The organism is Vibrio sp. SCSIO 43086 (genome assembly GCF_051132235.1).
Taxonomy (GTDB): Bacteria; Pseudomonadota; Gammaproteobacteria; order Enterobacterales; family Vibrionaceae; genus Vibrio; species Vibrio diabolicus.
Genome location: NZ_CP072677.1, coordinates 2702573 through 2729556, shown reverse-complemented (window position 1 = coordinate 2729556; position 26984 = coordinate 2702573). Strand labels below are relative to the sequence as shown.

The following is a 26984-nucleotide window of genomic DNA, read 5'->3' as shown; positions in this document are numbered from 1 at the left end:
AGTCGCTGCCTTGTTCGTCTTTAGAGAAAGAGAAGGCTTGGATAATAAAAAGCCCAGCGTATGCGCTGGGCTAGTTTTTTGATAGGTATTAGCTGGTCAACAGTCGCTGTAGTTTATCTCGTTGAGCTTCGATGTACGCACGCTCAGGACTCTGTTCTTTACAGTGTTCAAGGATGAATTCTATCGAGCTCAATACCGTTCTCCAACGTGGCGTTTTTGGCAGCGTTTCTATACGCATGTATTTATCCAAAGTGCGTGTTTGCAGAGTGCTACGGTCAAGATAAACGCGCCATAAGCCACTTTGTTCGGCAAATGCGAATTTACTTTCACCAGTGACTGACTCCCAATACTCTAAGGCATGTGTCATTGCGTCGACCAGAATTTCTCGCATTAGCTCTTGTTTGTCTTTTTTGTTACCAAGCGCTTTGTCTGCAAGGCGTGTAAACTCTCCACCGAGTTCTTTCAGCTTCTGCAACTGGTCTTTATCGCCATCAAAAGCATAACTTGAAAGCACCTCTACTGCGGTTTCTAGGTTGTGTATGCGAGCGGCATTGGCTCCTCCGCCAACATTAAAGATATACATGACATCTAAGCCTGAGCCTTCAGGTAGTTTAAGAATGTCTGCTTCGATGTTTTGACGAATATCTTCAATATAGATATCAATCTTGCCACAGTAATGAGGTTGTTTGACGGTCAGATACTTAGGTGCAATCAACTCATCGGCAGATGAACGTTTTAATTGTTCTAAGTTACGCTTGAATAGCTTGCAAGCAGCTTCATTAGCAAACCGGATACGTTTATCTTCACGCAAACAGATAATCGCTTCAGGAGCCGATTCCAGTTGTTCCAACAATCGCCCTTGAGTTTCTAATAAGCTTGCCTCTACAGCCGCTCGTTGGCGAAGTTCAGATTCAAGTATCTTATTCTCCATGTGGCGCATTTCAGCTTGGCTTGCCGTTAAGTGCGCTTGGATGCGCGCAGCTAGCTCTTGTTTATTGAATGGCTTAGATAAATAGTCGTTGGCTCCTGCTTCAAAGCCTCGTACACGATCTTCTGTTTGACTAAGCGCGGTTAGCATAATGATAGGTAGCTCGGCATGGTCATAAGTTTCACGTAATTCACTGCAGACTTGATAGCCGCTCATGCCTGGCATCATGATATCCAATAACAGGAGTTCCGGTTTTTCCTGCTCAACGAGTGCTAATGTTTCTGGTCCATCAGAGACGGTACGTACGCGATAGCCCTCTAAACGTAAGAAACTCTCAAGCACACGCAGGTTTACTGGCTCATCGTCAGCGACATACAGTAACGGGCCGTCTGGATTCTCTGGCAGTGATAAGTCTTCATTGTTCTCTACATCGATTTCAGGAATCTGGAAGTGTCCGTGCGCTGCAAGGGTTTGAGTTGTTTGGATCTCTTCTTCACTGGCAAGTGGTAACGTGAAACTGAAGGTGGTGCCGACCATAGGCTGGCTGCTGACGTATAACGAGCCACCCATCAACTCAATCAATTGACGGCTAATCGAAAGCCCGAGCCCCGCACCTTGACGATAGCGACTTGCGTCTTGTCCCGCTTGGATAAGTGGTTCGAAAATATGTTCAAGATGTTCTGCGGGAATACCTTGCCCAGTATCCACAACTTGCACACGAACATGATCATCAACCACATTGGCGGAGATAACGATTTTACCTTCAGAGGTGTACTTAATCGCATTACCGATCAGGTTATATAACACTTGTTCAAGGCGTTGAGGATCGGCAGACACCGCTTTCAAATCCGCTGGTACTTGGTTGATGATACGGATGGTTTTATTTCCGAGTAAATGACTGGAAAGCTCTAGTACCAGTCGCGTTGCACTGGCTAAACTCACCGCTGACTTCTGGATATCCATGCTTCCGTAACGCATTTTATGATAATCCAATAAGTCATCAACAAGGTTTGCGAGACGTTGCCCACTTTTAATGATGATATCAAGCTGATATTTTTGGCTAGCAGGGATAGCACCGTTAGCGCCGGACGCTAAGGTCTCAGCGATTCCGACCATGCCGTGCAATGGTGTGCGGAGTTCATGAGAAGTGGTGGCTAAGAACTCATCTTTAAGTTTATCGGCCAATTGCAGTTCATCATTTTGTTTTTGAATGATCTGGATGTTGCTCTCGAGCTCTTCATTTTGCTTCTTAATGGTTTGAATTTTCTCTCGAATAGAGCGCTGCATTCGTTCAAAACTCAGCGCAAGACGGCCAATTTCATCTTTGCGAACCGTATTAAAGGTGGTGTCATCAAGATCTCCGGCAGACACTTTTTCGGCAGCCCAAGTTAACTTCAGCAACGGAGAAGTAATAAAGTTTGATAAATAATGGGAAGCGATTACCACTAGAATGATGGCGATCAGCATGGCGATAACAAACAGTTTTTCTAGTTGATGAATACGAGCGAAAGCTTCGTTTTCTGGTAATTGCACGACGAGTGCCCAAATAACACCACGCGTTTCAATCGGTGCATAAGCAGCGATGATCTCTTCACCTAAACCGTTCGTGTAAGTGCCGACGCCAAATGCACCAGAGAGTGCTTTATCGATCACTTCTAAGCTGTTCTTAATGTCATCTTGCTTGGTGTTAATTGTGCGAGGTTGGTGATCATTTCCAACCAGTAAGGTGTTAATGGATGACTCTCGGTTGGCGTCTGCGGCTAACTTCGTGATGCCATTATTTGGTAAGCGGAACATAGCATAGCTGTGTAGGTAGCCTTGCTGAACAATTGGAGCACCTAACCAAGCGACTTGTTTACCACCTTCCAGTTCGAAATCAGACACAATCACAGGGGTGTAGTCTTCATTCACCTTACGGCGTTCAGTGACGTCATCAGCTAGACGCTTGAAGGTTTTGCCAAGTGCTGAGTCTTTGTAGGGGCCTGATAATAAGTTTGTTCCGTAGTTATCGTCTTTGTTGATCGAGTAGGTGACATTACCGTTGATATCGACCAGCAAAATATCATTAAAATCAGAGCGCTTGAGGAGCTCCAAGTAGGCCCAGTGGTAACGTTTATGTAAGAGTCGGTAACGTTCACTTCCGACATAGTTGGAAGACTCGGGTAACGTTGACGTTTTGATTTGATCTCCGCTGCCTTCAATGTAGCGCTGTTGGGCATTTTTACGAGATTCTTCAATGTCATTGCCTAAACGACTAAAAGCATTGACGAGACCGTAGAATCGACCACCACTGGCGTAAGCCAGTTCAGAGCGCACAAAGCCCATGACTTCGGTTTCCCGCGCCTCAAAGTAGTCGATAATTTGCTGTTGTTTTGTATCTCGAACAGACAACAAGTGTGAGGTGCTTTGTTCTTGCAGATCTTTACTGTGGGACTGTAGGAAAAAGATCGCAGTAATAGTAAGAGGTGTGATACTGAGCACCAGAAATGCGGTCATCAGTGTACTCTGAAGGCGCTTAAATTTCTGTTTTTTGTAGAATTTAAACATGGATAAGATTACAACTCATAAAGGGCAGTTCTAAAATGTACTTCGCTGCCGAGGTTCTCGTTAAAAACGGATAAGATGTTCAACTAGATAGAATTAACAAAATTAACGAGTTTTTTTTCTTTGACAAGAAAGTTAGTTGTAAAGCGTGCAGGGTGACGCAGTTTTTCTTATGAGTGTTGAGTTTTTGAGAAAAAATCGCGCAGGTTTGTACCTGCGCGAGGGAAGATTATGACTTTTTCGCGTAGTAGATAGAAAACTTATTGGTCTTATTTAGCGTCTCGCAATTATTAAACGCTCGCTCAATAATTGGTGGATATTTTAAGAAGCTATTCGCGACAATGATCATTTCACCATGGTTATCGAGATACTTTGGAGCCTGACCCAAGAGTGTTTCTGCTGCGTTGTAGTTCGTATCTAAACCACTGTGGAAAGGTGGGTTACTGATGATAAAACGATAATCGTCGGCAGTGTCTGAGTAAATATCAGAGGCGAATACATGGCCGGTTAATCCATTGGCTTTTAGTGTGGCTTGACTCGATGTGATGGCATACGCGTTAATGTCACACATCTCAATCGCAATTTCTGGATTGGCTTTTGCCATGAAAGCACCTAATACCCCAGCACCACATCCAAAGTCGAGGACTTTACCTGATAGAGTAGGTAAGGTTTCGAGTAATAGGCGGCTACCTAAATCGAATTCGCCATGGCTGAATACTCCAGGCAAACTCTTAACAGTCAGTGATTGCTCACCAAGTGTGACCGTATAGGTTTTAAACCAGTCTGCTTGATTGAAAGGCTTTGGTTCATTGAGGCAAGTGCCCCAGTAAAATGAACAGCGACGAGCGGAATCGTATTTATTGACCGGGCCATACTCTTTGAACATCTTCTCGATGCTTTTAACACCTGAGCGGTTTTCGCCAACCACTACAATTTCAGTGTTCACGCCTAGTTTCGCCATCAACATCGCCAGGAGGTATTCGGCTTCGGCTTTGGCTTTAGGCCAGTACAAAAGCACCATGTTTGCTTGTGTCTCAGTATTAAACTCAGAACCAAAATGGCTTTTAACCTTGTTATGAGTGCGAATTTGACGGTAGAAGCTGTAGTTTGATGTGAAGACTTCTACAGATTCACAGTGTTTGGTCAGTTCAAGTGGAAAGAGATCTTCGACTTCACCTGCAACTAAAACATGTTTTCCGTTGAAGTACTCGAGCTGACGCTGAGCTATTTGGCTAGGAGCGATATAAGCAGACATAAATTGGGTTCATCAGAAATAATTGGGGCAGATTTTCGCACAATCTGCCCCAAGCTTGAAGTGATTAAGCTGTGACTAGCTGTTGTCTTGTTGGTTGAGGAAGTCTTTGAATTCTTCTTCGTAGATATTAAACAGTACCATTGTCACGGCAAAAATCAGTGGACCGTAAATCAGGCCGATCAATCCAAACAGGTGCAGACCACCTAGTAACGAGAAGAAAATCATTAGGGTATTCATGCCTGCGCTGCCTTGCATTAGCAGCGGACGCAATAGGTTATCAATAGAACCAACGACGACCACACTCCACACCGTCAAGAAGATAGCCCAAGTCATATCGCCTGTTAAGAACAAGTACGCCGCTGCAGGAATCCAGATTAGTGCGGTTCCGACCACAGGGATGAATGATGCAAAGCCCATCATCGTTCCCCAGAATAACCCCGGGAAGCCAGCAAGCCACATACCGATACCGCCAGCCAGACCCTGTGCAATAGCCGTTAGGAATGAGCCCATCACGGCTGATTTAGAAACCTGCTCTATCTCTGTCAATATACGGTCTTCCTGGCTGCGTGAAAGTGGCAGAATATGACGAATCGCAGAGATAATTTTGTCGTGGTCACGAAGCAGAAAAAACAGCACAAACAGCATCAGGAAGAAGTTCATTAGGAAGTTGGTGGCGTCTCCTAAAATTTTGGCGCTGATAGCAACTAAGTTAGAGCCAAACGATGTAGCAAATTGACCAATTTTCTCAGCAATGGCTTTTGGCTCGATTTTATCGAAAGGTAAGTACTCATTAACTATAGCTAAACCTTTGATAACAAAAGGATGTTGGAATATATCTTGGATGCCGCCATTAGTGACCCAGTTGTACGTATTTTGTGAAAAAACAGAGCCTTGTTGAACAATGGCTGCAAACACAAATAGCAGTGGGATAACGATAATAAACGTCAAGACGACACATGACAGCAGTGCGGCCATATTGGGGTGCTTGGGAATTTTTCGCTCAAACCATTCGTGTACCGGAAACATGAGCAAAGAAATGATAAAAGCCATCACAATGGAATTGATGTATGGCTCAACCAATAAGTAGCAAGCAAAAGCAGCGGCGAGTAAAGCGACCATTAGCACTCGGTGACTCGACGTTATTTTTACATTATTTGGCATGAGATTAGTCCAACTTACAGGTGACGTTTACGGTTTGCGCCTTCAAATATGGCGTTGAACCTTTATTACTTTGCACTCTTAACTCTTTCAAGCTTATGACAATGCCGAATTAGAGCAGAGCAATATACCTTGTTATAATGACCACAAATCAGTCGGTTATCAATCAAGAGATGAACTATGGGTTGTTGCAACGGTGATAAAAAGTGTCAAACCGAGAAAAAAGCCAAACGAATACCGTGGTTTGGCATTGTTATTGGTGTTTTAGCAGTATTGGTTATATTGAATTGGCAATAAAAAAGGACCGTGATGGTCCTTTTTTAAATTAGTTATCGCAGCTTTTAAGCGATTATTTTGCTTCTTCTGCAAGAATTGCAAAACAGCGGTCAGCCGCTTCTAGCGTGGCATCGATTTCTTTTGAACCGTGAGCAAGGGAAGTAAAGCTCGCTTCGAACGCTGAAGGCGCTAGGTAGACACCGTGTTTGAGCATTAAGTGGAAGAAGCGCTTGAAGCGTTCCACATCGCACTTCGTTACGTCTTCGTAGCAAGTCACTTTTTCTTGGTCAGTGAAGAAGAAGCCGAACATGCCGCCCACTTGGTTCACAACCAGAGGAATACCGTGTTTCTCTGCTAGAGACTTAAAGCCATCTGCTAGTTGTTTGGTTTTTGAAGCTAGGCGTTTTTCGTTGCCTTCTTCTTTTAGAAGGTTCAAACATGCATAGCCTGCAGCCATTGCGACAGGGTTGCCAGAAAGCGTACCCGCTTGGTAAACCGGACCCGTTGGCGCAACGTATTGCATTACTTCTTTACGACCTCCGAAAGCACCCACTGGCATACCACCACCGATCACTTTACCTAGTGTCGTTAGGTCTGGCTTGATGTTGTAGTGCGCTTGTGCGCCACCAAGTGCCACGCGGAAGCCTGTCATTACTTCATCAAAAATCAGTAGCGCGCCTTCTTGATCACAGATTTCACGTAGACCTTCGTGGAAGTCTTCCACTGGTGGGATACAGTTCATGTTGCCTGCAACTGGCTCAACGATGATACAAGCTATTTCGCCTTTGTTAGCAGCGAATAGCTCGCGTACAGAATCTAGGTCGTTGAATGTTGCTGTTAGCGTGTGCTTAGCAAAATCTGCAGGAACGCCAGGAGAGCTTGGTTGACCTAGAGTTAGTGCACCAGAGCCCGCTTTTACTAGTAAGCTGTCTGCGTGACCATGGTAACAACCTTCAAACTTCATGATCTTGTCGCGACCAGTGAAGCCACGTGCAAGGCGAATCGCGCTCATAGTCGCTTCGGTACCAGAACTTACCATGCGGATTTGCTCCATTGATGGAACAAGTTCAGAAACTAACTCTGCCATCGCGATTTCAAGTTCAGTTGGTGCGCCGAAGCTAAGGCCACGTTGCGCTGCGTCAATGACGGCTTCGCGGATAACCGCGTGGTTATGGCCAAGAATCATTGGACCCCAAGAGCCAACGTAATCAATGTACGCTTTACCATCGGCATCAAAAATCAGTGGACCGTCTGCTCGTTCGATAAATAGCGGAGAGCCGCCAACGCCGTTGAATGCACGAACTGGTGAATTGACACCGCCAGGGATGGTTTGCTGAGCTTTTTGATACAGCTCTGATGATTTGGTCATGGGGTTATCCTCTTTTGATTGCTCGGACCAAGTGGAGCGCATTGTACCTAGCTATAATCAAGTTAGAAACGTTTTGCTTAATTTATGTGTTGTTTCGCAGTGTAATCTTATATATCCGCATCTGTTATAAAGAATCGGCGGTGAATACTTGAACGAGTTTGTCAGGTATTGGATAATCGTCTCAATTAGCACAAATTTGACGTCTTGCTTCAGGCTTGACGCATTACACGAGTGAGAGAGGTCTTCGTGAGCGAAGTAAACGTACCATTATCTTTTTCTGACGCAGCAGCATCTCGCGTTAAAGCATTGATTGCTGAAGAAGAAAACCCAGCATTGAAACTGCGCGTATACATTACTGGTGGCGGCTGTAGCGGCTTCCAATACGGCTTTACTTTTGATGAAAATGTAAACGAAGGCGATACGACAATCGTAAACAGTGGTGTAACACTGGTTGTAGACCCTATGAGTCTGCAATATCTCGTTGGCGGCATTGTTGACTACACAGAAGGGTTAGAAGGAGCGCGCTTCTTTGTAAACAACCCAAATGCAACGACAACATGTGGTTGTGGTGCATCGTTCAGTGTGTAATTAACACCAATCAGGCAGCCAGTGGCTGCCTGAACTTTACGTAGAAGGATGTCACGTAAAGTCGCTCTCGCAGAATATGCAGAGAAATAATAAAAAGGACTTTATATGTCTGGATCGTCTTTCGGACGTCGCATTGTCGAGCGCCCGTGGCTAGTATCTCTTATCCTCATATTGCTTCTTGTTGCATGGTTGGCAATCGGTCAACTGAAAGCACAAGATGATAATCTCAATTCTTCATCCTCTTCAACGAACACCACGCCACTTGCAAAGGTGATGTTCGACACCTTTATTGCTGAACCCACAAGTAAAACCATCGAACTGTATGGACGGACTGCCCCCAATCGTCAAGCGCGCCTTGGCGCTGAAGTCGCCGGTAAAATAGTCAGCCTCAATATAGAAAAAGGTCAAACAGTCAAGCAGGGGCAAGTGATCGCAAGCATCGACAAGCGCGATCTTGGTATTCAGCTCAAGCGGGCTCAGGCGATGCTGTTGGTTAAAGAGAAAGAGTTTAATGCAGCTAAATCGCTAAAAAGTCGCGGACTACAGGGCGAAGTTGCGTTTGCGACAGCACAAGCGGCATTGGTGGATGCTCGAGCGAATTTGAGTAACGTGCAAACGGCATTAAGAAATACCGAGGTGAAAGCACCATTCGATGGCATTGTTGATCACCACTTTGTTGAGTTAGGCGACTTTGTAGGGATTGGCGATCCTATTGCGACGGTCATTGATTTGGACACTTTGGTGATTGAAGCCGATGTCAGTGAGCGGCATATACAATACCTTAAGGAAGGCCTACAAGCCGATGTAAGAACCATTAACCAACAGCATTATCAAGGTCGGGTACGCTACATTGGGCGTGTTTCTTCTGCTTCTACTAACACCTTTCCAATTGAAATCGAAATTGATAACCAAGATGCAAGAATTCCGGCCGGTATGAGCGCTGAAGTACAGCTGCCGTTGAGTGAAGTGTTAGCGGTAAAGATTACGGCTGCAATGCTAGCACTCGATGAAGAAGGTAATTTAGGTGTTAAAACACTGCGTAATGAGCATGTTGAATTTGTTCCGATTCAGCTCGTTAAGGCCGAAGATGATGGCGTTTGGCTCTCTGGGTTAGGAGAACGAGCCGATATTATCGTGCTGGGGCAAGGGTTTGTACGCGATGGCGATCAGGTGCTGGCCAATAAAGTTGATGACGTAGTTGTTGAAGCGGCTAGTGAGCAGTAAGGAGCACTTATGTACACTCTGATTGATGCTGCGTTATCCCGCGCTCGCACCATGCTGACATTATTAGTGATGATTTTAATTGCCGGTGTCATTACTTACGTCACAATCCCCAAGGAATCGAGCCCTGATATTACCATTCCTATTATCTACGTTTCTGTTGGGCATCAAGGCATTTCTCCCGTCGATGCCGAGCGTTTATTAGTTCGCCCAATAGAGCAAGAGTTGCGCTCTATTGAAGGCGTAAAAGAGATGACCTCTGTGGCATCAGAAGGTCATGCTTCGGTGACGCTGGAATTTAGTGTTGGAGTGGATCTTGATAAAGCGATGGCAGATGTCCGAGACGCCGTTGACCTTGCGAAGCCAAAATTACCAGAGGACAGTGATGAGCCAACGGTAAATGAAGTCACGTTTGCATCTGAAGAGCCTGTTTTGACTGTTGTTCTATATGGCACAGTACCAGAGCGGACCATTGTACAGATTGCCAGAACGCTACGTGATCGTTTGGAGAGTTTCCGTCAGGTTCTTGAGGTTGAAATCGCAGGGGATCGCGAAGATATCGTGGAAATAGTTGTCGATCCGCTATTGATGGAAAGCTACGGTCTCGATCAAGCGGATATTTATAATTTAATCGCCTTGAATAACCGAGTGGTTGCAGCGGGATTTGTCGATACTGGGTATGGACGCTTTTCGGTAAAAGTCCCATCGGTGTTTGATTCACTGAAAGATGTGCTTGAACTGCCAATCAAAGTGAATAGCAAAGAGGTGATCACCTTTGGCGATGTGGCGACAGTACGACGTGCATTTCGCGATCCTGAAAGTTTTGCTCGTTTAGATGGTGAATCTGCCATCGTTTTGGACGTAAAAAAACGGGCAGGGGAAAACATCATTGAAACGGTCGAGCTGGTAAAAGAAGTACTGGCTCAGGGACAACAACGAGCCGATTGGCCCGACAATTTGCAAGTCAAATACACTTGGGATCAATCCGACGATGTCAAATTGATGCTCAGTGATCTACAAAACAATATCTTATCCGCAATTATCCTCGTCGTGATCGTCATTATTGCTATATTGGGGGTTAGGACCGCGCTTCTCGTAGGTATTTCTATTCCGGGATCGTTCTTGACTGGGTTGTTGGTGTTATCGGTATTTGGGTTGACGGTCAATATCGTCGTACTGTTTGCCTTAATTATGGCGGTGGGCATGTTGGTGGATGGTGCCATTGTGGTGACAGAGTTTGCTGACAGGCGCATGCAAGAAGGTACGCCACGTAAAGAAGCCTATCGAGATGCAGCAAAGCGGATGGCATGGCCAATTACCGCATCCACTGCAACCACATTGGCTGCGTTTGCTCCGTTACTTTTCTGGCCAGACATCACAGGTGAGTTCATGAAGTACTTACCACTTACTTTAATTGCTACCTTGGCCGCTTCGCTGATGATGGCGTTGCTGTTCGTTCCTGTCATCGGTGGGATCATTGGCAAGCCTCAAGTAGTCAATCAGAAAGCTCAGCGAGAAATGGTTGAGCTGCATAACGGCAACTTTGAAAAAGCGACAGGCATTACCAAGCTTTATTTCCAGACTCTGTCTGTAGCGATTCGTCATCCATGGAAAGTCTTACTCAGCGCGATACTGCTAGCGGCAGGTGTCGGCTTCACTTACAACAAAGCTGGCTTGGGTGCAGAGTTTTTCCCTGAGGTGGACCCTGCCTTTTTTACCGTTAAAGTTCGTTCTTATGGTGACCTGTCTATTCACGAAAAAGATGTTGTTATGCGCGAAATCGAGAAGGTGATGCTCGGTCATGACGAGTTTGAAAGTGTCTACACGCGCACAGGATCGAGCGATAATGGGGACGAGATTGGCCAGATTCAAATAACGCCTGTGGATTGGCAGTATCGACGCAAAGTGAAAACCATTATTGAGGAACTAAAAGAGACGACAGACCGCTTTTATGGTGTTGAACTTGAGTATAAATTCCCGGACGCAGGGCCGCCTGTCGAGCATGATCTCGTGATTGAAGTGTCATCACGAAATTTGAGTGTTAGTGCGTTAGATGAAGCAGCCAAAAAAGTACGACATTGGGCTGATGGTAATCCTGCACTGACCAACTTGAGTGATACCACTAATAAGGAAGGGATTGATTGGCAAATTGATATCCAGCGAGATGACGCTTCTCGCTTTGCAGCGGATGCTACCTTAGTCGGGAATACCGTCCAGTTTGTTACGAACGGCTTGAAAATAGGCGATTATTTGCCTGATGATGCGGATGAAGAAGTCGATATTTTGGTGCGCTATCCGCAAGATAAGCGCGACATAGGTCGATTTGATCAACTGAGAGTGAAAACGGCAGCTGGTCTGGTACCGATTACGAATTTTGCTCAAATCAAACCAGATCATAAGCAAGACACTATTCGTCGGGTCGACGGTCATCGAGTTATCAATATTAAAGCGGATATGGTGGAAGGTTACAATTTGGCGCTTGAGTTACCTAAGATTGCCGCTGGAATGGAACAGCTCGACTTACCGGAAGGCATTGAATATAAGATTCGGGGTCAAAATGAAGAGCAGGAAAACTCATCAGCATTCTTACAAAATGCTTTTATTGTCGCGCTTGGTGTGATGGCTCTGATTTTAATTACGCAGTTTAATAGCTTTTATCAAGCTTTCTTAATCCTCAGTGCTGTGTTGTTTTCTACCGTTGGGGTCTTTGCTGGATTGCTTATTTTCCAAAAGCCATTTGGTATCATTATGTCGGGAATTGGAGTGATTGCGTTGGCTGGTATCGTGGTAAACAACAATATTGTTTTAATCGATACTTATAATCAGATGCGTAAACGTGGTTTAGAAAAATCTGAGGCTATTTTGCGCACAGGTGTGCAGCGTTTAAGACCCGTTTTACTCACGACGGTGACCACCATACTAGGCTTATTGCCAATGGTGCTAGAAATGAACATCGACTTAGTTAACCAAAAAGTGGAATTTGGCGCGCCAAGCACTCAATGGTGGTCTCAACTTGCGACGGCTGTCGCGGGTGGATTGGCGTTTGCGACTTTGCTAACACTGGTTCTGACACCATGCTTGCTCATGCTCGGGAGAGAGCATCACTCCGAAAAGTAAGCTTCATCGTGATGATATTAAAGAAACAAAAAGGGCAGCTGAGCTGCCCTTTTCAATGCATCAATTTACTTCATTGCTAACAGTTTGCTGTAGCGCTCAAGCTTGTCCATGCTAATTTTTGCGTTTGCCATGAAAGTTTGTCTCGCTTTGCCTGTTAGGGATTTAGACTGTGGCAAATTCACCGTACGCGGGTTTTTGTGGACACCATTCACAAGGAACTCATAGTGCAAGTGAGGGCCTGTTACACGACCTGTTCCGCCAAGCGTACCAATGGTTTGACCTTGTTTAACGCGTTGACCCGCTCGTACTGTACGTTTAGTTAAGTGCAGGTACTTGGTAATGTAAGTATTGCTATGTTTAATGAAAACGTAGTTACCATTAAATTTGTTGTAAGACGATTTTTGAACGACACCATCGCCAGCCGCCCAAATCGGGGTGCCCACTGGTGCCGCATAGTCCGTGCCTCTATGAGGACGAACGCGTCCCGTTACAGGGTGTAAGCGGCGTGGGTTGAAGTTAGACGAAACTCGACGGAAATCCAACGGCGCGCGCAAGAACGCTTTTTTCATTGCTCGTCCATTTTCGTCGTAATACTTGCCACTTTTCTGATCCAGTATTGCGGTGAAGGTATCGCCTTGGTTTTTAAAGATCGCAGCAATGATTTTTCCACGACCGATTACTTCACCTTCTACCACTTCCTCTTGGTAAAGCACTCGGAAGCTGTCGTTTTTACGAATATCTAAAGCAAAGTCGATGTCCCAACCAAATATGCCAGCCAGTTCCATGATTTGGTTACCATTTAATCCAGAAGATATTCCCGCATTCCAAAAGTTTGATTTGATGGTGGCTTCAGCGTAGTTGTACTGGAAGTCGACTTCTTTTTTATCGACTTCTGAGACGTATTTGCCGTCTTTTAACGTGATACGAAAAGTTTCGAATGCGCTTAATGTTCTTCTTAACTGTACTAAGTCGTTGTTTTCATCAAAACCGAATTGCAATCGATCGCCAGGTCGAAGTCGGGTTAATTGCTTTTCCACTTCTTTGTCTGATGAGACAAGCTCATGCAATAGACGGGCAGAAAGCCCCACGCGACTAAACAAGATGGCGGCACTCTCACCATTTTTCACTTTGTACGTTTCCCAACGCAGTACAGCGGGGGACGCTGGAGACGAACTGTTTAGTGCACTGAGTTCTAGGGAAACTGGCACAGGATAATGTTGACCAACTTTTAATCGGCTCTGCTGTGGGTCTAGGTCTTGCGGATCAGGTAAAAAGAAGAGCGCGAAGATAATCAGCGCACTAAAAAAACCGATCAATACTTTGTGCAAGAGTGGAAGTCGGACAAAAATCGAATGCATGAGGTACTTGATTGCTAAATTAAACGGAAAAATTCACAACTACCTAGTCTAACGTGTTTCAAAATGCATCGCTATTCAAGTAATATGTTCAGCTATTATATTTTTGCCAAATCTGTGGGAGTGAACAAGAATGGCGAGCATTGAAGCTGCACTAGCCGAGATTAAGCGCGGTGTTGAAGAGCTGATTCCAGAAGAAGAGCTTATCGCAAAACTAAAAGAAGACCGTCCTCTACGTATTAAATTGGGTGCGGATCCTACGGCTCCAGATATTCACCTAGGTCATACGGTTATTTTCAATAAGCTTCGCTTGTTCCAAGAGCTAGGTCATGAGGTGACGTTCCTAATTGGTGACTTCACTGCAATGGTTGGTGACCCAACAGGTAAAAACACAACACGTCCACCGCTAAGCCGCGAAGACGTATTGCGTAATGCAGAAACTTACAAAGAGCAGGTATTCAAAATTCTAGACCCTGCAAAAACTAAGATTCAGTTCAACTCTGAGTGGTTATCTGAGCTTGGTGCAGAAGGTATGATTCGTCTTGCTGCAAACCAAACTGTTGCTCGTATGCTAGAACGTGATGACTTTAAAAAGCGTTACGCGGGTGGTCAGCCAATTGCTATTCATGAATTCATGTACCCACTTCTACAAGGTTGGGACTCAGTAGCAATGGAAACTGACGTTGAGCTTGGTGGTACTGACCAGAAGTTCAACCTGCTAATGGGTCGTGAACTGCAAAAGTCTCACGGTCAAAAACCACAGGTTGTTCTGATGATGCCTCTTCTAGTGGGCCTTGATGGCGAGAAGAAGATGTCTAAGTCAGCAAATAACTACATCGGTATCAGCGAAGCGCCAAGCGAAATGTTTGGTAAAATCATGTCTATTTCTGATGACCTAATGTGGAGCTACTACGAGCTGCTATCTTTCCGTCCTCTGGAAGAGATTGCTCAATTCAAAGCTGATGTAGAAGCGGGCAAAAACCCTCGTGACATCAAAGTATTGCTAGCAAAAGAAATTATTGCTCGTTTCCACAGTGAAGCTGATGCAGATGCGGCAGAGCAAGAATTCGTAAACCGTTTTGCGAAGAACCAAATTCCTGATGAAATGCCAGAATTTGATTTTGATGCAGGTCGCCCAGTGAGCAATCTGTTGAAAGAGGCTGGCTTATGCCCATCATCGTCAGATGCGATGCGTATGGTTAAGCAGGGCGCTGTGAAGATAGATGGTGAAAAAATTGCGGACAGCAAATTTGCTCCAGCAGCGGGTACTTACGTGTTCCAAGTAGGCAAACGTAAATTTGCACGTATTACTATTCAGTAATCAATAATCGCTGCAAATGAAAGCGCCTGATGGGCGCTTTTTTTGTATAAAAATTTAGCGAAAAAGACAAAGTAAAACTTCCAAACATGTTTAACTTTGCTACTATACTCTCGCTGCCAATAATGGCAGCGTTATCGGAGATTTACATGAACAATACCGACCATCCTCCCAGTCGTTGGGTGAGTAAGAGCAAGGGAGCGAAATAACCCGCTTCGGTATTGGCGATCTCCGCCTTACCTAAGTGGTGAGGCATCTTTTCTAATTTTCTTCTCGTTATTTCCTTCATACATTCTGAATAGACAGTGCATCCGCATTGGTTTTCTCTGTGCATCTTAATTGTTGTGTGACTTTAAGTATGCAAGATTGACTTTGCGTGCCTTGTCGATGGTCGTTACCAATGCCAATCGGGAGATTCGCCATGACGGTAATGAACAACACTTTTATTGAAACAACACCAAACTTTTCTGAAGTAGAAATTGGTGCAGCTCGCAATGCATTTTTGCAGTATGAGCAAGAGCAACAAATCCATTTGCTTACGATCATGCCGATCGATGAGGCGGTAGGTATTTTGCAGCATTGCTCTGTCGGTTATGTGAATAGTCTTATTGCTCAACTTGAGCAAGCAGGCCATGACAAACGCGCACGTCATTATGCTCACCAATTGGGTTTGCATATGTCTGAAGTTGATACACCTGATGGTTATTTATCGACTAGTGTTTTGGGGCACGTGAAGCAGCGTATTGGGTGGATCATTGCACTGGCCCTTTTAGGGATTGTGTCGGGTTTGATCATTGCTCAGTATGAGGACACCCTTAGCCAGCTCGTTTTGCTTGCGGTGTACATGCCTGTGATCGCTGCGGCTGGTGGCAATACAGGAACACAAGCTGCAACTTTGGTGATTCGTGCTCTTGCAACTGGAGAGCTAAAAAAACGCCAATGGTTAGAAGTTTTGTGGAAAGAGAGCCGCGTTGCTCTATTTATTGCGTTAGCGATCGCTATCGTGATGATTGGACGCATTATGTTATTTAGTGCCGGTCAATCAACAGGGGGCTTTGAACTTACCGATATTGCATTGGCAATAGCGGTTGCGTTATTCATCCAAGTAACGATTTCTACAACATTAGGTGGGCTGCTACCAATTATTGCACGAGCTTGCAAGATGGACCCAGCGGTATTGGTGAGTCCAGTGCTTGCATCTATCGTCGATATTTCAGGGATGTGGATATACTTTAACGTGGTGAACTATTTCTTAGGTATTGCCTGACTAAAGTTCACAATATCATTGTAAAAAAGCTGCTCAAAATGTGTAATAGGGGCGATGACAGGTTTGTTATCGTCCCTTTTTTCTGGGAAGTAGTCTGAAACAAACTGAACAAAAACGGTATTAGGTTGACCATTTTTATCCAAGCCATATCCGGCCATGTTGTAAGTTCCGTAGAGGGAGCCGCTTTTGGCGATCAATTGTCCTTTAATTGGCAACTTTCGCATACTTTGTCGGTACTTTAGTGTGCCTGACTCACCTGACTTCGGCATGATGGCGATCAGTTTAAGCTCGTCTTCGTGCTTCCAAATATAACGAAGAATTTCCGCCATTTTGGTGGCGGAAATACGGTTGTTTCGCGAAAGTCCTGAGCCGTCTTCCAGGCGCGCATTACGAATATCAATACCAGTGTTGGCGAAAATGATCTGCTTGATCGCCTCTGTACCGTTGGCAAAGCTACCTGACTGAACAAAAAACTTAGCGCCAAGTGTTTTGGTTAATGTATCTGCAATCAAGTTATCAGAGTTTTTAAGCATCTCTTCCAGAATGTCTGGTAATGCCTCTGATTGATGCATGGCGATTAGCTTGCGCTGTTTTTCCGGAGCCGAACCGATCCTAATCTTTCCTGATAACTCAATATTGAGCTGCTTAAGCAAAGCTGCCAATCTATGGCTGGTATAAAGTTCAGGATCTTGAATGGCAAATTTAAGTGGCAATGGTTTCTCCCTCTCAACTAAGCATCCAGTTAGCTTGTAGTTGTTATCAGGGTTTGCGACTAAGCCTAAATCGCAATGACGACTTTTCTTAATCGTTTTAGAAACGGTCTCGACAGTACTTGTTACACGAATAGGTTGATGCTCAGGTACGTAGACTCGAGTCCCACCGTCTTTTTGCGTATAGATAGAAGCCTGCACACAGTTGTTATTGAGTGTGATGGTCGATGCCGGAGCGCTGTAGCAAACTCCCAAGATATCCCACGGCCAGCCCACTGCACGGTTGTAACCAGTGAATGCGCTGTTATCGAGCCATAAGTCACCGTCAATACGTTTTAAGCCATTTTTCTTGGCTAGGGTAAGAAGTGATTTTAAATCGTTGGTTTGGAGCGTTGGATCGCCGACAAAGTAAATCACTGCGTCTGAGCTTGACGCTTCTAGCTTGGTTCGAAAGCGGAAGTTATCACCTAGCTCTAACTTTGCCGCTAATGCTGTGACGATTTTTAATGTACTGGCTGGTGGGAACAGTTGTTCGGTAGGATGAACACCGTCAAGTTCAGCATTCTCACTGAGTTTTTCTGCGACTAAACTGATGCGAGAGCCTTCCGGCAACACTTCTTGATGAGGGTACGCTTGTGAAAAAGCAGAAAGTAATGAAGAGAATATGAGCAAGGGCCAACGTAAACGCATAATGATACTTTCTAAGGTGAGTTATGTGATTGAGTATACGCAAGTCCTTTCAATATGCTAGGTAACTAAAGAAATGCTTTATATGTCATCAGGAATGAGACATGAGAGAAAGGCGCGCGGCTTAAAATGGAGTATAAAAAATGCCCGCTTGAAGCGGGCATTCGATATTCTAGTCAAAGACCGGAATTAGAAGTCGTAACGTAGACCTAGAGCTAGCTCGTCTTCTGCATCAGCTTTAGATGCTGTAGTGTTGCCACCAACTTTACCTAGTTTATCGCCAGAGTCGATTAGGTTGAAGTTGTATGAAACGTAACCACGGAAGTTAGGCTTGAAGTAGTAAGATGCATCAATAGCGAAGTTGTTAGCAGAAGTTTCGTTGTTAGTTTCTGCGTTGTTGTACGTTGTTGTGAATACTGTTTGACCTAGAGTGTAAGCACCAGCTAGTTCGTAACCAGTGTAGTCACCTTCAGTTTTCGCTTTTTCACCGTCAGTGAAGATACCAGCGAAGTATAGGTCACCCATAGTGTAAGATGCAGCTAGCATGTATTCGTTAGCTTCGTCTTGGTCTGCGTAACCAGCACCTAGCTCAAGACCTGTGTCTGCTACTGCGTAGATTGCAGATAGAGAGTAGCCGTCTTGTTTGTTGTCTGAGTAGTGATCAACGCGATCGTTTTCACCAGCAGGAGTACCGTCTGCTTTTAGCTCTGTACGGTCAGCGAAGCGGTAGCTTGCTTTAACACTTAGGTTTTCGAATTGACCTTTGTAAGCCATCATGTTGTCTGTACGGTCTGCTACAGCTAGTTTGTCTGCTGCAGAGTTACCGTGGTAAGCCATGATATCTGTGAAGTCAGTGATAACGCCTAGTGCACCTTCAGTTTTACCGTATGCGAACTCACCGTAAGCACCACCAAGACCAGCGTAAGCAAGACGAGTTTCTAGATCGCTCTTGTCGTCGCCGTCTACAGTACCGTTTTGAGCAGTCTCAAATTCACCTTCCCAGAAACCAACACCGTATAGGTTGTCATTGATCTCTTGTTTACCAAGGAAGTTTAGACGGATGCGAGATTTGTCTTGAGCGTCGCCATCTTTCATAGATAGACGTGCTTCAGCACGGCCGCCCATTTCTAGAGAAGTGCCGTCTTGGTTGTAAAGTTCAGCTGCGTTTACGCCAGTTGCCATAGCTGCTGCAGATACAGAAAGAGCAATTAGAGTCTTTTTCATCTTATTTGTCCTAGTTAGCTGTCCATAATCATTGTTGTATGGGGGAGAGGTAATCTCTCACAAGTTGTTGGTCTATAATCGGCCAGTAAGCGGTATAATTCGCCCTTGTAAGCCTTTGATCTAACAACTCGCTGGACATGTTTTACTGCTAAAGTTTCCGTATGAGTTAGTAAAATGATATAAATCGTATCGATGAACACTGTTCGATTGTTCTGGTTTTTGATTTAACTTTTTGTTTTAAATGATATTTTGTGGCCATAACATTCGTCTGACATTGATTAGTTTTTATCTTTTTTGATGTTTTTGGTGTAATGAACAGTGTTGTTTTTCAACAAATTGCGACAGTGATGCACTCTAGAATCGTTCTAAAAGTGACTTATATCATTATGCCGAAAATGCATAGTCTTACAGCCTTTCGAATTAAGATGATTTCGTCCGGGAGTTTGTTTACACTAAATGAAATACATCTTTAAGCGCACTACCCAGCCCTATGGCAGGGTGGGCTTTTTTTTGTCCAAAGACCCATTTGGGCTTGAGGTTATAAAATGGAAAAAGTTCCAATGACATTACGTGGCGAGCAAAAGCTACGTGCAGAACTCGATCGTCTACTTAAACTACGTCCTCAAATTTCAGAGGCAATCGCTGAAGCTCGTGAGTTAGGTGATTTAAAAGAGAACGCAGAATATCACGCCGCTCGAGAAGAGCAGGGTATCTGTGAAGCACAAATCCGTGACATTGAATACAAACTGTCAGTTGCTCAAGTAATTGATGTAACGAAGATGGAGAACACGGGTAAAGTTATTTTTGGTTCAACCGTAACCTTGATTGACATCGACACCGAAGAAGAAAAAACATACCAAATTGTTGGTGATGACGAAGCAGACATTAAAGCTGGCCGTATTTCAGTAAGCTCACCAATTGCTCGTGGCTTGATCGGTAAGATGGAAGGCGATGAGGTTGCTATTCAAACTCCGGGTGGCGCGAAAGACTTCGAAATCGACCGAGTAGAGTACATCTAAGTCGTTGAGAGTAGTATGTTACTCCAATAAAACGCAAAAAGGTCGCCAATGGCGACCTTTTTTCTTCAGCAACGTAAGTAGAATTACTTACGAGGGATTTCGATTTTACGCTCTTCAGACTGGCGGTACAGCACAAGCACTTTACCAATAGTCTGAACTTTTTCTGCGCCCGTCTCACGTACGATAGCGTCGATGATTAGCTGTTTTGTTTCACGATCTTCTGAAGCAACTTTTACTTTGATCAGTTCGTGATGGTTAAGAGCGATTTCAATTTCTGCTAGCACGGCTTCTGTAAGTCCATTTGCGCCCATTAGCACGACAGGTTTTAAACTGTGAGCTAGGCCTTTAAGGTGCTGCTTTTGTTTGGTGCTTAGGTTCATTACGCGGCCAATTTTCTTTAAAATAAGGGTTGAAAAAAGCTATTTTAACGCCATCTATTGCTGAAGACTATAATTTATTGAGTAATAGGTAGCGCCTATTAAAACAATAGCTCCAATTTGCGCCTTGTTGGGATTAAAATGAGTAAACAAAAACATTCGGCTAGTTCTGGTCGTTGGTTGAAAGAACACTTTGATGATAAATACGCGAATGAGGCTCGTAAAAAAGGCTATCGCTCACGTGCTTATTTCAAGATCGATGAGATTCAAACGAAAGATAAATTGTTAAAGCCTGGGATGACAGTCGTCGATTTGGGTGCGGCACCGGGCGGGTGGTCTCAATATGCTGCTAAGATAGTAGGAGACAGTGGTCAGATCATTGCGTGTGATTTGCTTCCTATGGACCCGATTGCAGGTGTCAGCTTTTTACAAGGCGACTTTCGCGATGATGCAGTATTGGAAGCTTTGCTAGAAAGAATCCAACCTTCAATGGTAGACGTAGTAATGTCTGACATGGCACCTAATATTGCGGGAAATAACTCTGTTGACCAACCTCGTGCTATGTATTTAGTTGAATTGGCTTTAGATATGTGTCGACAAGTTCTAGCGCCTAATGGTAGCTTTGTCGTAAAGGTTTTCCAGGGGGAAGGCTTCGATCAGTATGTGAAAGAAGTCCGAGACATGTTTAAAGCCGTAAAAATTAGAAAACCAGACTCATCGCGAGCTCGCTCTCGAGAAGTCTTTGTTGTAGCCACTGGTTACAAAGGTTAACCATTTTGCTCTCTTGAGAGCGTGTTAACACTATAGCTACAGTGAATGAACTGTAGTACCCTACCTTTAATTACAATTAGTTATCGAGAGGCTTACACCTTGAGTGACATGGCAAAAAATTTAATTCTGTGGCTTGTTATCGCCGTCGTATTGATGTCGGTATTCCAGAGCTTTGGCCCTGGAGAAAGCAATGGCAGAACCGTGGATTACACCACGTTTGTACAGGAAGTTGGCCAAGGCCAGATTCAAGAAGCAACTTTTAAAGACGGTGAAATTAGCTTTGTTCGTCGTGGCGGCGGTGCCAAAATGGTCACTTACATGCCAGTGTATGACCAAAAGCTTCTAGATGACCTAATTAACCAAAACGTGAAAGTACAGGGCACGCCTCCAGAAGAGCAAAGCTTGCTTGGTACTATTTTCATTTCTTGGTTCCCAATGATCTTACTGATTGGTGTATGGATTTTCTTCATGCGTCAAATGCAAGGCGGCGGCGGTAAAGGCGCCATGTCTTTTGGTAAGAGCAAAGCTCGAATGATGAGCGAAGAACAAATCAAGACAACTTTTGCTGACGTCGCTGGTTGTGACGAAGCAAAAGAAGACGTGAAAGAGCTGGTGGACTACTTGCGTGATCCAAGCCGCTTCCAAAAACTGGGCGGTAAGATTCCTACTGGTGTGTTAATGGTTGGTCCTCCTGGTACGGGTAAAACGCTTCTAGCGAAAGCCATTGCTGGTGAAGCAAAAGTACCATTTTTTACCATCTCGGGTTCAGATTTCGTAGAAATGTTTGTGGGTGTCGGTGCATCTCGTGTACGTGACATGTTCGAACAAGCTAAGAAAGCAGCGCCTTGTATTATCTTCATCGATGAAATCGATGCGGTAGGTCGTCAGCGTGGTGCTGGTGTTGGTGGTGGTCACGATGAACGTGAGCAAACACTAAACCAAATGCTAGTAGAGATGGATGGTTTCGAAGGTAACGAAGGTATCATCGTAATCGCTGCAACTAACCGTCCAGACGTTCTTGACCCAGCGTTGCTACGTCCTGGTCGTTTTGACCGCCAAGTAGTGGTTGGATTGCCAGATGTACGTGGTCGTGAGCAGATTCTAAAAGTACACATGCGTAAAGTCCCTCTAGCAGGTGACGTAGAGCCTTCTCTAATCGCTCGTGGTACACCAGGCTTCTCTGGTGCTGATTTAGCAAACCTAGTCAACGAAGCGGCGCTATTTGCTGCGCGTGGTAACAAGCGTAACGTTTCTATGGTTGAATTCGAATTAGCGAAAGACAAAATCATGATGGGTGCCGAGCGCCGTTCAATGGTGATGTCTGAAGAGACAAAAGAGTCAACGGCTTATCACGAAGCAGGTCACGCAATTGTTGGTCGTTTAGTACCTGAGCACGATCCAGTGTACAAAGTGTCGATCATTCCACGCGGTCGCGCGTTGGGTGTGACTATGTACCTACCGGAGCAAGACCGTGTCAGCATGTCTCGCCAGCATCTAGAGTCTATGATCTCTAGCTTGTACGGTGGTCGTCTAGCGGAAGAACTCATCTACGGTGCTGATAAAGTCTCAACAGGCGCGTCAAACGATATTGAACGTGCAACTGATATTGCTCGTAAGATGGTTACTCAATGGGGTTTCTCTGAAAAGCTTGGTCCTCTGCTGTATGCAGAAGATGAAGGCGAAGTGTTCTTAGGACGTAGTGTAACTCAGACTAAACATGTGTCTGACGATACAGCGAAGTTGATTGATGATGAAGTTCGTCAGATCATTGACCGCAACTACGATCGTGCGAAGAAGATTCTTCAAGAGAACATGGATATCATGCATGCGATGAAAGATGCGCTGATGAAGTATGAAACCATTGATGCTCGCCAGATTGATGACTTGATGGAGCGCAAAGCTGAAATTCGTGAGCCTGCGGGCTGGAGTGATAACTCAACTAGCAAACCTGAAGACAACGAGAAGCCTCAAGCAAAGCCAGAAGTTAAAGAAGAAGCAACGGACGCTGCGAAAGATGCAGAAAAGTCTAGCTCTCCAGAAGCGACTTCTAGCGAAGCGCCTGAAAAGAAAGACTCTGAATAAAGAGTGTTGATAATAATAAACCCCGAGTTATCTCGGGGTTTTTGTGTTTATGATGATGATTACAGCAAATAACAAATTTTTAGATCTTTCCCGTCCACATGTTATGGCCATTCTAAATGTGACTCCGGATTCCTTTTCGGATGGTGGTAAATACAACTCGATTGAACTCGCCCTTGCTCAAGTTGATAAAATGATAAAGGCTGGTGTAAGCATTGTTGATGTTGGTGGGGAGTCGACAAGGCCTGGCGCACCAGATGTGTCTTTAGAAGAAGAACTTCGACGTGTTGTTCCAGTAATCAAGGCCATTCGTGAAAAGTACGATGTGTGGATTTCGGTCGATACCAGTAAAGCGGAAGTTATGCGTCAAGCTATTGATGCTGGTGCAGATTTGATCAATGACATTCGATCTTTGCAAGAACCTGGTGCTCTCGAAGTCGCAGCAGAAGCAAAGCTTCCAATTTGTCTGATGCATATGAAAGGTCAACCTAGAACCATGCAAGTTGCACCTCATTATGATGATGTGATGAGCGACGTATCTGCCTTTCTAGAAGAACGTATCGCGGCATGTCAAGCAGCAGGGATTGATAAATCTCAACTGATTCTCGATCCTGGGTTTGGCTTTGGCAAAACGATAGAACACAATTATCATATGCTCGCTCATCTTGAAAAGTTTCATGAATACGGCCTGCCAATTTTGGCTGGCATGTCTCGTAAGTCAATGATTTTTAAATTGTTGGATAAGCCAGCGGCTGAATGTACAAATGCGAGTGTCGTTTGCGCTACGATTGCAGCAATGAAAGGCGCGCAGATCATTCGTGTGCATGACTTTGAAGAGACAATCGAAGCAATGAAAGTTGTTGAGATGACGAAAAACAATATTTAAAAATAATAAAGGAAAGTTTATGTCGAATAAAAGACGTTACTTTGGTACTGACGGTGTGCGCGGTAAAGTAGGACAATACCCAATCACTCCGGACTTCGTACTTAAGCTTGGCTGGGCTGCTGGTCGTGTACTAGCAAAACAAGGCACAAAGAAAGTTATTATAGGTAAAGATACGCGTATCTCCGGTTATATGCTTGAATCTGCATTAGAAGCAGGCCTTGCGGCAGCGGGACTTAAAGCAACATTTACTGGTCCAATGCCAACTCCAGCAGTGGCATATTTAACTCAAACTTTCCGCGCAGAGGCGGGGATTGTGATTTCTGCATCGCATAACCCATATTACGACAACGGCATTAAATTCTTTTCTTCTGAAGGTACTAAGCTACCTGACGATATAGAGTTGGCGATTGAAGCTGAACTGGATAAAGACATTGAATGTGTTGAGTCTGCAGAACTTGGTAAAGCCACTCGTCTAAATGACGCTGCTGGCCGTTACATCGAATTCTGTAAGAGTACTTTCCCATCTGAATTGAGTCTTGCAAACTTTAAAATCGTGGTAGATTGTGCGCACGGTGCAACGTACCACATTGCTCCAAATGTCTTCAAAGAGCTTGGCGCAGAAGTTATTGCAATGGGCGTAGAGCCTAACGGCATCAACATCAATGAAGAAGTGGGTGCAACAGATGTTCGTGCGCTTCAAAAGCGTGTCGTTGAAGAGCAAGCGCACCTTGGCCTCGCATTTGATGGTGATGGTGACCGTATCATTATGGTCGACCACCTTGGCAACAAAGTCGATGGCGACCAAATTGCTTACATTATTGCTCGTGATGCTCTTCGTCGTGGTGAGCTAAAGGGTGGTGTAGTTGGTACGTTGATGACTAACTTGGGCATGGAAAATGGCTTAAAGCAGCTAGGCATTCCATTCGTACGTGCCGCTGTTGGTGACCGTTATGTCATGGAACAGCTGCTAGAAAAAGGCTGGAAAATTGGTGCTGAAAACTCAGGCCATGTGATCTTATTAGATAAAGTCACCACGGGCGATGCGATTGTTGCAGCACTGCAAGTACTTGCTTCTGTAGTTGGCAGTGATATGTCTTTGCATGAGCTATCGCAAGGCATGACGTTGTATCCTCAGGTTCTAGAAAATGTCCGCTTTGCAGGGGAAAGTAATCCTCTTGAAGCTCAAGCAGTACTAAACGCCGTCGCCGAAGTAGAAGCTACGCTGGGTGATAAAGGACGTGTATTGCTGCGTAAATCTGGCACAGAGCCTTTGATTCGCGTTATGGTGGAAGGTGAGGATGGCGAGCTAGTTCAAAGCTCTGCATTGAAAATTGCCGAAGCTGTAAAAGCAAGTTGTTAATCATTGCGTTAAAGTGTGCGGTGAATGAAAAGGGCATCTTTTGCCCTTTTTTTGAGCGCTTAGCGCATTGGCATTGATTTTTTACTAATTTTCCCTTGTCAGCGTTACCGGCTTTCGCTAGTATTGCTCCGCCTCCCGTTAGGAGGTCGCTAGCCTTGTTCAATTATGATTTATTCTCTTGAACGGCGCTGGCTCAACAATTTGGAACATAGGTGGAAAAAATGTTTTCAGTTCTACTTGTGATTTACCTGTTGGCAGCGCTTGGTGTGATTGGCCTTGTGTTGATTCAACAAGGTAAAGGCGCAGATATGGGAGCCTCGTTCGGTGCTGGTGCTTCAAACACAGTGTTTGGTGCTGGCGGCTCAGGTAATTTCTTAACCCGAACAACTGCTATTTTAGCAACCGTATTCTTTATCGTTAGCTTGTTGCTTGGTCGTATGTCTACGCACCAGACTGAATCACAATGGGTAGACCCAACATTAGGTCAACCAGGTGTTGAACAAGTTAAGGATGCAGCGAGTGAAGTTCCAGCCCCTGCGGGTGATGAAATTCCTCAATAAGCTGTAAGGTTTTGATGCCGAGATGGTGAAATTGGTAGACACGCTAGCATGAGGTGCTAGTGCCTTAGGTGTGAGGGTTCGAGTCCCTCTCTCGGCACCATGTATTTACAAACTTGTAAATCACTTGTTTGCGAGTATAATGCTCAGCAAGTCGGACGCGGGGTGGAGCAGCTTGGTAGCTCGTCGGGCTCATAACCCGAAGGTCGTCGGTTCAAATCCGGCCCCCGCAACCAATCTCTTTCTTATAAGAAGAAATCGTAGATTGGCAAGTTTGCGTAGTGCTAACCACACTACGAGTTAAGAGAAGCATTTGTTGGCTATTCTTAACGTATCAGGGTCCAGCAGCATAAAACCCCGACTATCGGGGTTTTTTGTTATCTGAGCTTTTTGAAATAGCTCAGAGACTGCTTGGTTTTTTGATTGGGCTCTGAGCCCTTTTTTTGTTTCTGGAGTGGTTAAATGACTGGTTTAGAAAGACAACTTACTGAAATGCTTGAAGCACCAGTAGAGGCATCAGGCTATGAGTTGGTTGGATTAGAATTCATTCGTGCAGGCGCGCACTCAACGTTACGCATCTACATTGACCATGAAAATGGTATTAACGTGGACGACTGTGCAGAAGTTAGCCACCAAGTTAGTGCGGTTTTAGACGTTGAAGATCCAATTTCTGTTGCTTACAGCCTAGAAGTGTCTTCTCCAGGTTTAGAAAGACCACTTTTTAAAGCAGCACATTACGAGCAATTTATTGGTCACGAGGTCAGCATCGTATTGAAAATGGCTGTAGCAAACCGTCGTAAGTGGAAAGGTATTATCCACGGCGTTGATGGCGAAACAGTGACAATTACTGTAGACGGTCAGCAAGAAGAGTTTGCTCTAAGTAACATTTCCAAAGCTAACCTGATCCCTAAATTTTAG

General features: G+C 44.7%; 20 protein-coding genes and 2 tRNA genes. 14 read left to right on the top strand and 8 right to left on the bottom strand.

Features of this window, described 5'->3' with window-relative positions:
- Nucleotides 1-88 precede the first annotated feature (88 nt).
- The 4 genes from J8Z23_RS12915 to hemL form a co-directional block, all read right to left on the bottom strand.
- Nucleotides 89-3475 (bottom strand): hybrid sensor histidine kinase/response regulator, encoded by a 3387-nt coding sequence (locus J8Z23_RS12915; RefSeq protein ID WP_048625952.1) that lies wholly within the window; start codon nucleotides 3473-3475, stop codon nucleotides 89-91.
- A 226-nt stretch (nucleotides 3476-3701) separates the two neighbouring features.
- On the bottom strand, nucleotides 3702-4727 hold the full coding sequence (gene rsmC / locus J8Z23_RS12910) for a 16S rRNA (guanine(1207)-N(2))-methyltransferase RsmC (protein WP_256894551.1): 1026 nt from the start codon (nucleotides 4725-4727) through the stop codon (nucleotides 3702-3704).
- A 75-nt stretch (nucleotides 4728-4802) separates the two neighbouring features.
- Nucleotides 4803-5888, bottom strand: coding sequence for an AI-2E family transporter (locus J8Z23_RS12905; RefSeq protein WP_006743285.1), 1086 nt, complete (start codon nucleotides 5886-5888; stop codon nucleotides 4803-4805).
- A gap of 346 nt (nucleotides 5889-6234) precedes the next feature.
- Nucleotides 6235-7530 (bottom strand): glutamate-1-semialdehyde 2,1-aminomutase, encoded by a 1296-nt coding sequence (gene hemL, locus J8Z23_RS12900; protein ID WP_434633807.1) that lies wholly within the window; start codon nucleotides 7528-7530, stop codon nucleotides 6235-6237.
- A 246-nt stretch (nucleotides 7531-7776) separates the two neighbouring features.
- Between hemL and erpA the strand changes: the two genes are divergently transcribed.
- The 3 genes from erpA to vmeK all read left to right on the top strand — a co-directional run bounded on the left by erpA (nucleotide 7777) and on the right by vmeK (nucleotide 12456).
- Entirely contained in the window at nucleotides 7777-8118 is a 342-nt protein-coding gene (gene erpA / locus J8Z23_RS12895; RefSeq protein ID WP_005380031.1) for an iron-sulfur cluster insertion protein ErpA, read from the top strand.
- Nucleotides 8119-8223: 105 nt separating this feature from the next.
- Entirely contained in the window at nucleotides 8224-9342 is a 1119-nt protein-coding gene (locus J8Z23_RS12890) for an efflux RND transporter periplasmic adaptor subunit (RefSeq protein ID WP_046875055.1), read from the top strand.
- A 9-nt stretch (nucleotides 9343-9351) separates the two neighbouring features.
- Nucleotides 9352-12456, top strand: coding sequence for a multidrug efflux RND transporter permease subunit VmeK (gene vmeK, locus J8Z23_RS12885; protein WP_434633802.1), 3105 nt, complete (start codon nucleotides 9352-9354; stop codon nucleotides 12454-12456).
- 65 nt (nucleotides 12457-12521) lie between these two features.
- On the opposite strand, the gene J8Z23_RS12880 is transcribed toward vmeK, so the two are convergent.
- Nucleotides 12522-13814 carry a peptidoglycan DD-metalloendopeptidase family protein gene (locus J8Z23_RS12880; RefSeq protein ID WP_046875053.1) on the bottom strand — a complete coding sequence of 431 codons (1293 nt, stop codon included), beginning with the start codon at nucleotides 13812-13814 and terminating at the stop codon, nucleotides 12522-12524.
- Between the two features lie 130 nt (nucleotides 13815-13944).
- On the opposite strand from J8Z23_RS12880, the gene tyrS reads away from it, so the two are divergent.
- Both tyrS and J8Z23_RS12870 read left to right on the top strand, forming a co-directional pair.
- A complete protein-coding gene (gene tyrS / locus J8Z23_RS12875) occupies nucleotides 13945-15132 on the top strand; it encodes a tyrosine--tRNA ligase (RefSeq protein WP_065645535.1) in 1188 nt (395 codons plus the stop codon).
- 418 nt (nucleotides 15133-15550) lie between these two features.
- Nucleotides 15551-16396, top strand: coding sequence for a magnesium transporter (locus tag J8Z23_RS12870; protein ID WP_203343389.1), 846 nt, complete (start codon nucleotides 15551-15553; stop codon nucleotides 16394-16396).
- Here J8Z23_RS12870 and dacB read toward each other — a convergent pair.
- Both dacB and J8Z23_RS12860 read right to left on the bottom strand, forming a co-directional pair.
- A complete protein-coding gene (gene dacB / locus J8Z23_RS12865) occupies nucleotides 16375-17796 on the bottom strand; it encodes a serine-type D-Ala-D-Ala carboxypeptidase (RefSeq protein WP_104969760.1) in 1422 nt (473 codons plus the stop codon). The two genes, J8Z23_RS12870 and dacB, sit on opposite strands and share 22 nt — an antisense overlap.
- Before the next feature lie 186 nt (nucleotides 17797-17982).
- The gene (locus tag J8Z23_RS12860) at nucleotides 17983-19017 is read right to left on the bottom strand and encodes a porin (RefSeq protein WP_258644632.1); all 1035 of its coding nucleotides are present in this window, start codon (nucleotides 19015-19017) and stop codon (nucleotides 17983-17985) included.
- 545 nt (nucleotides 19018-19562) lie between these two features.
- On the opposite strand from J8Z23_RS12860, the gene greA reads away from it, so the two are divergent.
- Nucleotides 19563-20036: a transcription elongation factor GreA gene (gene greA / locus J8Z23_RS12855; protein ID WP_005380065.1), complete on the top strand. Its 474-nt coding sequence runs from the start codon at nucleotides 19563-19565 to the stop codon at nucleotides 20034-20036.
- 83 nt (nucleotides 20037-20119) lie between these two features.
- Here the strand turns inward: greA and yhbY are convergent, their stop codons facing one another.
- Nucleotides 20120-20416 (bottom strand): ribosome assembly RNA-binding protein YhbY, encoded by a 297-nt coding sequence (gene yhbY / locus J8Z23_RS12850; RefSeq protein WP_005380066.1) that lies wholly within the window; start codon nucleotides 20414-20416, stop codon nucleotides 20120-20122.
- A 138-nt stretch (nucleotides 20417-20554) separates the two neighbouring features.
- Between yhbY and rlmE the strand changes: the two genes are divergently transcribed.
- The 8 genes from rlmE to rimP all read left to right on the top strand — a co-directional run bounded on the left by rlmE (nucleotide 20555) and on the right by rimP (nucleotide 26984).
- The gene (gene rlmE / locus J8Z23_RS12845) at nucleotides 20555-21184 is read left to right on the top strand and encodes a 23S rRNA (uridine(2552)-2'-O)-methyltransferase RlmE (protein ID WP_005388985.1); all 630 of its coding nucleotides are present in this window, start codon (nucleotides 20555-20557) and stop codon (nucleotides 21182-21184) included.
- A gap of 108 nt (nucleotides 21185-21292) precedes the next feature.
- On the top strand, nucleotides 21293-23266 hold the full coding sequence (gene ftsH, locus J8Z23_RS12840) for an ATP-dependent zinc metalloprotease FtsH (RefSeq protein WP_253643845.1): 1974 nt from the start codon (nucleotides 21293-21295) through the stop codon (nucleotides 23264-23266).
- 52 nt (nucleotides 23267-23318) lie between these two features.
- Nucleotides 23319-24149, top strand: a complete 831-nt coding sequence (folP, locus tag J8Z23_RS12835) for a dihydropteroate synthase (protein WP_301659787.1) — start codon at nucleotides 23319-23321, stop codon at nucleotides 24147-24149.
- Nucleotides 24150-24168: 19 nt separating this feature from the next.
- The gene (gene glmM / locus J8Z23_RS12830) at nucleotides 24169-25509 is read left to right on the top strand and encodes a phosphoglucosamine mutase (RefSeq protein WP_005394663.1); all 1341 of its coding nucleotides are present in this window, start codon (nucleotides 24169-24171) and stop codon (nucleotides 25507-25509) included.
- A gap of 221 nt (nucleotides 25510-25730) precedes the next feature.
- Nucleotides 25731-26069 (top strand): preprotein translocase subunit SecG, encoded by a 339-nt coding sequence (secG, locus tag J8Z23_RS12825; protein ID WP_301659771.1) that lies wholly within the window; start codon nucleotides 25731-25733, stop codon nucleotides 26067-26069.
- A gap of 16 nt (nucleotides 26070-26085) precedes the next feature.
- Nucleotides 26086-26169: transfer RNA gene (locus J8Z23_RS12820), tRNA-Leu, on the top strand.
- Nucleotides 26170-26225: 56 nt separating this feature from the next.
- Nucleotides 26226-26302 (top strand) — tRNA-Met (locus tag J8Z23_RS12815).
- A gap of 226 nt (nucleotides 26303-26528) precedes the next feature.
- The gene (gene rimP / locus J8Z23_RS12810) at nucleotides 26529-26984 is read left to right on the top strand and encodes a ribosome maturation factor RimP (protein ID WP_005394659.1); all 456 of its coding nucleotides are present in this window, start codon (nucleotides 26529-26531) and stop codon (nucleotides 26982-26984) included.

What these genes read in the sequence shown, in the direction of transcription:
- J8Z23_RS12915 (WP_048625952.1), bottom strand. Translation starts at nt 3,475, where the DNA reads ATGTTTAAATTCTACAAAAAACAGAAATTTAAGCGCCTTCAGAGTACA.
- rsmC (WP_256894551.1), bottom strand. Translation starts at nt 4,727, where the DNA reads ATGTCTGCTTATATCGCTCCTAGCCAAATAGCTCAGCGTCAGCTCGAG.
- J8Z23_RS12905 (WP_006743285.1), bottom strand. Translation starts at nt 5,888, where the DNA reads ATGCCAAATAATGTAAAAATAACGTCGAGTCACCGAGTGCTAATGGTC.
- hemL (WP_434633807.1), bottom strand. Translation starts at nt 7,530, where the DNA reads ATGACCAAATCATCAGAGCTGTATCAAAAAGCTCAGCAAACCATCCCT.
- J8Z23_RS12890 (WP_046875055.1), top strand. Translation starts at nt 8,224, where the DNA reads ATGTCTGGATCGTCTTTCGGACGTCGCATTGTCGAGCGCCCGTGGCTA.
- vmeK (WP_434633802.1), top strand. Translation starts at nt 9,352, where the DNA reads ATGTACACTCTGATTGATGCTGCGTTATCCCGCGCTCGCACCATGCTG.
- J8Z23_RS12880 (WP_046875053.1), bottom strand. Translation starts at nt 13,814, where the DNA reads ATGCATTCGATTTTTGTCCGACTTCCACTCTTGCACAAAGTATTGATC.
- tyrS (WP_065645535.1), top strand. Translation starts at nt 13,945, where the DNA reads ATGGCGAGCATTGAAGCTGCACTAGCCGAGATTAAGCGCGGTGTTGAA.
- J8Z23_RS12870 (WP_203343389.1), top strand. Translation starts at nt 15,551, where the DNA reads ATGACGGTAATGAACAACACTTTTATTGAAACAACACCAAACTTTTCT.
- dacB (WP_104969760.1), bottom strand. Translation starts at nt 17,796, where the DNA reads ATGCGTTTACGTTGGCCCTTGCTCATATTCTCTTCATTACTTTCTGCT.
- J8Z23_RS12860 (WP_258644632.1), bottom strand. Translation starts at nt 19,017, where the DNA reads ATGAAAAAGACTCTAATTGCTCTTTCTGTATCTGCAGCAGCTATGGCA.
- greA (WP_005380065.1), top strand. Translation starts at nt 19,563, where the DNA reads ATGGAAAAAGTTCCAATGACATTACGTGGCGAGCAAAAGCTACGTGCA.
- yhbY (WP_005380066.1), bottom strand. Translation starts at nt 20,416, where the DNA reads ATGAACCTAAGCACCAAACAAAAGCAGCACCTTAAAGGCCTAGCTCAC.
- rlmE (WP_005388985.1), top strand. Translation starts at nt 20,555, where the DNA reads ATGAGTAAACAAAAACATTCGGCTAGTTCTGGTCGTTGGTTGAAAGAA.
- ftsH (WP_253643845.1), top strand. Translation starts at nt 21,293, where the DNA reads ATGGCAAAAAATTTAATTCTGTGGCTTGTTATCGCCGTCGTATTGATG.
- folP (WP_301659787.1), top strand. Translation starts at nt 23,319, where the DNA reads ATGATGATTACAGCAAATAACAAATTTTTAGATCTTTCCCGTCCACAT.
- glmM (WP_005394663.1), top strand. Translation starts at nt 24,169, where the DNA reads ATGTCGAATAAAAGACGTTACTTTGGTACTGACGGTGTGCGCGGTAAA.
- secG (WP_301659771.1), top strand. Translation starts at nt 25,731, where the DNA reads ATGTTTTCAGTTCTACTTGTGATTTACCTGTTGGCAGCGCTTGGTGTG.
- rimP (WP_005394659.1), top strand. Translation starts at nt 26,529, where the DNA reads ATGACTGGTTTAGAAAGACAACTTACTGAAATGCTTGAAGCACCAGTA.